Source organism: Thermodesulfobacteriota bacterium, assembly GCA_036397855.1.
Classification (GTDB): domain Bacteria; phylum Desulfobacterota_D; class UBA1144; order Nemesobacterales; family CSP1-2; genus DASWID01.
Map to the genome: position 1 here is coordinate 1 of DASWID010000160.1, position 6,368 is coordinate 6,368.

The following is a 6,368-nucleotide window of genomic DNA, read 5'->3' on the forward strand; positions in this document are numbered from 1 at the left end:
TCTCTTCCATCTTTCTGAAACAATGAATAGAGACCACGACTTAGCAGATAGCCAAACGTGTAAGGAAAGTTATAAAAGGTAATACCTGTTATGTAAAAATGGAGCTTTGATGCCCAGAAATAGGGGTCAACCCCTCCTTCTTCAAGTACTTCTGCAAATACACGCCTTTGCGTGTCACTCATCAAATCCTTAAGGTTGCTCACACTAAGTTCGCCATTTTTGCGTTCTTCATAAAGTGATTTTTCAAATTCATAGCGTACAGGTATATCCATCAGGTATATCGCTCCGTGATTTATTTCCATATCCAACATCAGGGCTTTCTGTTCGTCATCTATTGAAGGGTCTTCAAGCAATGCATTTGTGAGGATCATTTCTCCAAAAGTTGAAGCAGATTCCGCCAGGGTCATCGGATAGTTTCTGGCGTATGGACGAAGGTCGCGCATAACATGGCTATGAAATGCATGACCGGCTTCGTGGGCCAGAGTAAGCACATCTCCGATCGTATTATTAAATGTCATAAAAATTCTTGATTCATTAGTGAGTAATGATCCTGTACAGAAGCCGCCGGGGCGCTTCCCGGATCTGGGCTCCCATTCTAACCAGTTTTTGTCAAAGACCATTTCAATGAATTCCCCAAGGCCAGGGAAGGCACTCTTGAATGAAGATCCGACAAGTACTTTAGCGTCTTCCCAACAAATACTATTTTGCTCAGAAAATGAGAGTGGAGCGCCGAGGTCATACCAGGAAATCCATTTAGTGCCGATTGTTTCAGCTTTCAGGCGTAGAATTTTTCTAGGCAATTCCAGTTCCGAATATACTGCTTCGAACATAGCGTCAAGGGTTTTGCGTGTGATTGCAGACTGGAAAAGTGCCACATCAAGAAAATGGTCGACTCCACGGTGACGGTTGAGTGTAAGTCGAGTGCCAGAAATAGCGTTCAGGGCCGAAGCCACTACATCTCCTACACTCTGCCACGCTAGATTTCCACCCTCAAATGCGGCCTTCCGAATTCTTCGATCCGGACTTTCCATCAGAGATCTACGCTGTGAAATCGGAAGTCGCTTGATTGTACCATCAGGAAACTCCATATCAAATTCAAGCTTTCCGGAAACAGTATCGTAAAGCCTCCCCCATGCATTGATCCCGTCTATACCCAGATCTGCCGCCAAGATCTCAAGTTCTGGTTTCATCCTCAACTTCGATTCCTCCCGCAACCTGTTTAAAAAATATCTGGCGTCTTCAAAGGCTTCACCTTTTGCGAAAGATTCAAATGCCTCATCCTCGGTATCCTTAACAGCTCTCAGTAATTCAACCTTGAGCTTTGAAAATTCGGCCCCCATAACTGCTAGTTCTGCTTCTTCTTTTAGGTAATCCTCATTATTTGCGTCACACGAAGCCAGGCAATTTATGTATGAACTTAGGTGTGAGAAGCGCCTGAGTATGTCCTCATTCTTCAAGAACACCTCATCCCAATCCTTTTGGTTGGACTCACCCAGGGAAGACAAGAACGATGTTTTCTCTCTGAGATCAGCAATATCTTTCCTTAAATCCTCCTTAAACTTTTTCATCTCTGGTCCTTCAAATTCAGGAAAGTAGCTCGATAGATCCCAATTCATTTTAGTTGTCGTACTTGCTTCAGACATAATCTTATCCTTTCATTGTTTGTAGTGGCGTTCAATTGAACGCCCCAAAAAAATCAATTGTAGATTATACCGTTAAAACCTGGATGTTCGAGAGGAAGGAAATAAATCAGCAACCTTGTAAGAGCCGCTTCCCTTCGATCCTTCGATAGTTCGACGAGCTCGCTACTCAGGACTTAGACAAGCCAGCCTCGAAGAAAAATGTAGCGGAGGACTTCGGTCCTCCACTTATCTTCTAATTATTAATGAAAAAAAATATAGAATTAGGGGTCAAATCTTTTGTTGACAACTTTAACTTAAATAGTTTTCATTTTGGGCTTTTTTATAAATTAAAGAAATTAAAGGGGACGCTTCCCTTTAATGTTATATATGGTCCTAAACTTTGTGTATATGCCCGGGGTTGCAAGAACCGTATTTGCTAACTTACCACACCATATCACTCAACGTGGGAACAAGCCTGAGCCTGTCTTTTTTAAAGACGAACATTGTATTTCTATCTCAGCTGGCTCAAAGAGTACAGCAAATTAAAGGGTCGACGCATCCCATTTTTGTGAGTATTCTCGGATAACAAGAAGACAAATGCCTCATTTCGTCATTGCATTTGATCATCGTGTTTACCAGGCGGGGGAGAAACCTTCAGTTTTTTTGTCGGAACTAACAAAAATACCTGATCCAGGACCTTCAAGCTCTGTTTCTTAAACTGGTTTTTTATTGTAATCTCCTTATCTACTTCTTTGCCCCTACCGAGAACGTAAACCGCTAGATGGTCTTCATTATTTTTAATTGGGTCATTGTTCTTGGAGGATGGATTACAAAAATACTCGGGTCCTCCGGCCGAAGTCGTGACTTTTTCCTGAAATTGATCGTCAAGTGTAATCTGCTTAGATCGATCAAAACCCGTAACAACTTGATAACAAAGGTAGTGATCCAAATTTTTCGGGAATTGACTATTTTTTTCTATTTTCTCAGTAGGTACAAGGAGAGCCGAAAGTTTCCGGACTGTTATTTTGTTTGGTTTAAATTCTGTAAATTGGTTAAGGTACGTGATCTCTTTCTCCGGTTTATCTTTACGAATTCGGTACCAAGTGAGATGCGCAAACTCGTCTTTTTTGCCTGCATTGTCTTTACTAACTGGATTGGCAAAAAATCTAATTCTATCAGGATTTATTTTCTCGGGTCTATAGGGCATAAATTGATCTTGAACACTGACTTCTGGGAGTTTTTTTTCTTTAACGTGAATGTTATATGCTTTGAAATGATCCAAATTAAAAACCGGTGGCGTGGGAGTGGGAGGTTGGGCAAAGGTAGGGTGTGGCCCAAAAATGCAAATCGACAGCAACAGCATTAATACCAAAATGCCCAACCGGAATCTGATCATAAATTACCTCCCTTTCAAATGCTGTTTTTCTGCGTAAATTCTTGCCACTCGATGCCATAACGGCTGAGTATTCTGATTGTTCGACTTCAAATTGTTAGTTTGTTTGATAGTAATATAACTCTAATTTTATGTCAAGGAAAAATGTATAATCAACCAAAAGCGAAAAAACACGGACACACCCTTTTTTAAAACTTTCTTTGTTACTTTTCCAATTTTTCTTCAGTCATTAGCTTTGCAATTTTGCATCCATCGTAATCTTGGCATTTAAAAGGCGGGAAATCGGACATCCCTCTTTTGCGTTTTTGGCCGCCGTTTCAAAGGCCGTCCGATCTGCCCCCGGAATCTTGGCGGTCACGTCAAGATGAATTCCAGTCACGGTCCAGCCAGCTTCCAGCTTTTCCATTGTAAGCGTGGCAGCGGTATTTATGCTTTCGGCAACTATGCCGGCGTTGCCAAGTTGTGCGGAGAGCGCCATTGAGAAACAACCGGCATGGGCTGCCGCTATTAGTTCTTCCGGATTTGTACCGGCTCCATCTTCAAAGCGCGTGCTGAAGGAATATTGAGTATTCGATAAAACACCGCTATCGGTCGAGATCGCTCCCTTACCGCTTTTAAGATCGCCTTTCCAGACTGCCGAGGCTTTTCGTTTCATGATTCCCTCCTTGGTTTTTTGTTGATACGGATACTTTCATCATATCAGAGTCGAATAACCACTTTCCCAAAGTGCGCGCCGCTTTCCATGTAGCGAAATGCTTCCTTACTCTCTTCAAACGAAAACACGCGATCAATCACCGGATGAAGTTGATTCAAAGTTATAGCACTATTCATTGCCTCAAACATCTCACGAGAGCCCACATAGATGCCTTGAATGCGAATATTTTTCATCACCGCAGGCAAGGGGTTGGCTTCTCCTGCTCCGGTAAGCACACCAATCAGACTGATATGTCCTCCCATACGCACCGCGCGGAGTGATTTTGGCAGCGTTCCCACACCGCCGACTTCGACAACATGATCTACGCCCCTCCTACCGGTTATCTCCAATATCCTCTTGTCCCAGTCCGGCGTGGACTTATAGTTTATACCGTCTGATGTGCCCAACTGCTTAACCCGCTCCAGCTTCTCATCACTGCTGGATGTGGCAATCACCCTTGCGCCAGAAATCTTGGCGAACTGTAGCGCAAAGATGGAAACCCCTCCCGTGCCCAGCACCAGCACTGTATCGCCAGGCTTCAGGCCACCCGAGGTGATCAGCCCATTCCATGCAGTTACCGCCGCGCAGGGCAATGTGGCTGCCTCTTCGTATGACAGATGTTCCGGGACGCGTACCAATCCGTCTTCGTGGAATAAAACGTATTCGGCGAGCACACCGTCAATAGCACCGCCCAAAGCTGACTTCGCTTTGCTCTCATCAAGCTGTCCGGATATCCAGGTCTGCATGTAGATGCCGGCGACCCGGTCTCCAGGTTTGACGTGTGTTACGCCATCTCCGGTTTCGACAACTTCGCCTGCGCCATCAGAGCAGGGAACGAGACCCGGGGGAAGATTTCGGCTGTAGGCACCCTTGACCACCAGCAAATCGCGGTAGTTGAGCGATGCTGCTTTTATCTTCACCAGTACCTGTCCGTATCCTGGCTTTGGGTCCGGGCGCTCGGCAAGTATCAGGGAGTCAATACCAGATGCTTGTTTTATCTCAAAGGCTTTCATGCTTCCCTCCTGTCAATTCAATCGAAAATCAAGATAATAACTTACTTTATACACTATATTATTATATTGGGAAAATCTCCCCGAATCGATCTAAGTCACAGTTAATTACTAAATGAGTTGTCGACCATTTAGTTTTATAGGCGACACCATCTTTGTGTTAAGGAAAAAACGGGGATGTACCACTTCTTTAATTACCTGTGACCGATGATAAAATCTATTTAGGTACAACCACTCTCCCAATATTATTGGTATCTGTTCCGAACCAAATCTCACGAGTTGGCTTATTAAAATACATATGTCTAATTGAACCCCCTCCGCTTGGGATGGGAGTTATATCCATGATTGTCTCTGTTTTTGAATCAAAAACTACCAGATTGTTAGGGAATTGCATCGTTTCAACAAACCATATCCGATCACTATCATCTACAGCCATCCCGTATGGGCCTGATTTGTTCCCTGAGGGAGCCTTCCACTCCTTAAATCCTCTGGTCGTGGGATCATACATACCCAGATAGCCTTTTGCATAATCGACGTACCATATGTGACCGTCCGACGTTATGCCGAGGCGCCTTGGTCGCGCATCCTTTCTTGGTAATTCTATCTCTTCTATTTTCAGTGTTTCGGGGTCTATTGTAGCTAATTTGTTACTACCGAATTTGGCTATCCAGGGCCGGGAATTGCTATCTACGACAATGCCATATGGCCTTGCGTGTGAAGTTGGTACTTCAATTAAGTCTATCTTGCCGCTTTTTGTGTTTAAACGTCCGATAAAGTTTCCCGTTTGTACTGTAAACCAGATATGTCCCTTTCCGTCGAATACAAGTGTATGTGGATCACGCGCCCTCGGATCGGGCATGACATATTTTATATTTTCGCCAGTTTTACGATTTAGCCTTCCGATATACCCTTTTAAATTACCGGCAAACCAGATTGTGCCATCTTTTGCTACTATTAAATTATGTGGCCCGGTGCCTTCTTCCAAATTGTAACGCTTAAATTCATAGTTCTCAGGATTAAAGCTCGCAATATAATGACCGACTTGCCCTACAAACCAAACAAGCCCTCGAGGACCAATAAATGGGTCACGCGGTCGCGTGTTATCCCAGGGTACTTTCCATTCCTTGATGTCAACGTGAATTCCTTCATCGCCGAATGCAATAAAAGCGTAAGGCATTATTAATAGGCAAAGTAAGCTCTTCTTTAACATGGTCTTCCGCTTAATATATTAACAATAAAAGAATCAAGATAAAGGGATAAGGTTTCGTTGACAGATTTCGCCCGAATCGTTTTTAACATTTTCGTATGCTTCTATGCCGACTCTGTCTTCATATTTGAGTTAAATGGTTCCTATACTAATAGACCTCAAGCCCGATACACTCCGCCACCCGACTGTTGTAAGATATTATAGTGGAACTTTGACTATCAATGCTATTATTATTATCCGCGATGGGTTAAAACAAATTAAATCTATAGTTAAGACATATCAGCTTCTTTTTTATTAAAGGAAGAAGACCTGCCCATAAGGGAGGTTTCTTCCTCAGGTGGAGTGGAGGATTGGACGTTTACTTGTCATTCATTTTGTGAAACTACTTGACTCTTTTCGTACGATCCTTTAAATATCAGAAAAGGAATTATCCTAGGTGACT

Annotated in this window: 5 protein-coding genes; all 5 read right to left on the bottom strand. The window is 43.3% G+C overall.

The window, feature by feature from the left end; genetic code table 11:
- A partial coding sequence (locus tag VGA95_12600) for a M3 family oligoendopeptidase (GenBank protein ID HEX9667379.1) occupies positions 1–1,568 on the bottom strand: 1,568 nt, incomplete at its 3' end.
- Between the two features lie 664 nt (positions 1,569–2,232).
- Positions 2,233–3,018, bottom strand: a complete 786-nt coding sequence (locus VGA95_12605; GenBank protein HEX9667380.1) for a hypothetical protein — start codon at positions 3,016–3,018, stop codon at positions 2,233–2,235.
- 226 nt (positions 3,019–3,244) lie between these two features.
- Complete coding sequence (locus tag VGA95_12610; GenBank protein ID HEX9667381.1) at positions 3,245–3,670, bottom strand: OsmC family protein; 426 nt, start codon at positions 3,668–3,670, stop codon at positions 3,245–3,247.
- Positions 3,671–3,714: 44 nt separating this feature from the next.
- Positions 3,715–4,722, bottom strand: a complete 1,008-nt coding sequence (locus VGA95_12615) for an NAD(P)-dependent alcohol dehydrogenase (GenBank protein ID HEX9667382.1) — start codon at positions 4,720–4,722, stop codon at positions 3,715–3,717.
- Between the two features lie 214 nt (positions 4,723–4,936).
- The gene (locus VGA95_12620; protein ID HEX9667383.1) at positions 4,937–5,929 is read right to left on the bottom strand and encodes a lyase; all 993 of its coding nucleotides are present in this window, start codon (positions 5,927–5,929) and stop codon (positions 4,937–4,939) included.
- Positions 5,930–6,368: the final 439 nt, after the last annotated feature.

Bases quoted from the DNA above. Each gene is read 5' to 3' on its own strand.
- VGA95_12610 (HEX9667381.1), bottom strand. From the start codon at position 3,670: ATGAAACGAAAAGCCTCGGCAGTCTGGAAAGGCGATCTTAAAAGCGGT.
- VGA95_12620 (HEX9667383.1), bottom strand. From the start codon at position 5,929: ATGTTAAAGAAGAGCTTACTTTGCCTATTAATAATGCCTTACGCTTTT.
- VGA95_12615 (HEX9667382.1), bottom strand. From the start codon at position 4,722: ATGAAAGCCTTTGAGATAAAACAAGCATCTGGTATTGACTCCCTGATA.
- VGA95_12605 (HEX9667380.1), bottom strand. From the start codon at position 3,018: ATGATCAGATTCCGGTTGGGCATTTTGGTATTAATGCTGTTGCTGTCG.